Here is a 1,616-nt window from a genome sequence, read left to right on the forward strand (position 1 = left end):
CGCGGATCTGCGAGCACTGCCTCAACCCCTCGTGCGTCGCCTCCTGCCCGTCGGGCGCGATGTACAAGCGCAGCGAGGACGGCATCGTGCTGGTCGACCAGGACCGCTGCCGGGGCTGGCGGATGTGTGTCTCTGGATGCCCCTACAAGAAGGTGTATTTCAACCACAAGACCGGCAAGGCCGAGAAGTGCACGCTGTGCTACCCGCGGATGGAGGTCGGCCTGCCGACCATCTGCTCGGAGACCTGTGTGGGGCGGTTGCGCTACCTGGGCCTGGTGCTCTACGACGCCGACCGGGTGCTTCACGCCGCGTCGGTGGAGAATGACACCGACCTCTATGAGGCGCAGCGCCAGATCCTGTTGGACCCCCACGATCCCGAGGTGATCGCCGGCGCGCGCGCCGAGGGCATCTCCGACGAGTGGATCGAGGCCGCGCAGCGCTCCCCGATCCACGCGCTGATCAACACCTACAAGGTCGCGCTGCCCCTGCACCCCGAGTACCGCACCATGCCCATGGTCTGGTACATCCCGCCGCTGTCGCCGGTGGTCGACGCGGTCAGCCGCGACGGCCACGACGGGGAGGATCTGGGCAACCTGTTCGGTGCGCTGGAAGCGCTGCGCATTCCGATGCAGTATCTGGCCGAACTGTTCACCGCCGGCGACACCGGTCCGGTGGAGGATGTGCTGCGCCGACTGGCGGCGATGCGCTCCTACATGCGTGACATCAACCTCGGACGCGAAACTCAGCCGCACATCCCGGAGTCGGTGGGCATGACCGAACAACAGATCTACGAGATGTACCGGCTGCTTGCCATCGCGAAATACGAAGAGCGCTATGTGATTCCGACGGCATTCAACCCGCAGGCCCGTGATCTCGAGGAGCAGGGTTGCGCACTGGAGGGCGACGGCGGCCCCGGCATGTACGAGTCGGGCGAACCGGTGCCCGTGTCGGTGGAAACCTTCCACGCCACACAGCGATCAAGAGTGAACCTGCTCAACTGGGACGGTCGCCAGGCATCGGCGGGGATGTTCCCGGAAGAACACGGGCAAGAAGAACACGGGCAAGAAGAACACGGGCAATGAGACTGCTTCAGCGTTGGGACCGTTCCGGGGACCGGATCCAGGACCGCCTCGTCTGGCAGGCCGCGTCGCTGCTGCTGGCCTATCCCGACGACGGGTTGACCGGGCGGCTTGACACCGTGGCGGAGCTGCTGGCTCATGTCGTGCGCCCCGCAGGCGAATTGCTCGGGCACACGGCGGCGGCGCTGCGGGCCCGCGAGCCGATGGCCGCGGCGATGGACTACGTCGCCACCTTCGACCTGCGGCGACGAGCCACGATGTATCTGACGTACTGGACTGCCGGGGACACCCGCAACCGTGGCCGCGAGATGCTGGCCTTCGCCAGCGCCTACCGGGAAGCCGGCGTGCAGCCGCCGCGCGCCGAAGCCCCCGACTACCTGCCGGTGGTGCTCGAATTCGCCGCGACGGTCGATCCCGCGGCCGGGCGTCGGTTGCTGAGCGAGCACCGGGTCCCCCTCGACGTGTTGCACAGCGCCCTGGCCGACGCCGGGTCGCCCTATGCGCACACCGTGGCGGCGGTCTGCGGCACCCTGCCGG

The 1,616-nt window shown here is 67.8% G+C and carries 2 protein-coding genes; both read left to right on the forward strand.

Features of this window, described 5'->3' with window-relative positions; genetic code table 11:
- On the forward strand, positions 1 to 1,082 hold a 1,082-nt coding region (locus AC2VOG_RS01985), incomplete at its 5' end, for a 4Fe-4S dicluster domain-containing protein (protein WP_486938238.1).
- On the forward strand, positions 1,079 to 1,616 hold a 538-nt coding region (gene narJ, locus AC2VOG_RS01990; protein ID WP_486938239.1), incomplete at its 3' end, for a nitrate reductase molybdenum cofactor assembly chaperone. The genes AC2VOG_RS01985 and narJ, both read left to right, overlap by 4 nt.

Source organism: Mycobacterium sp. TH-M11 (assembly GCF_057473725.1).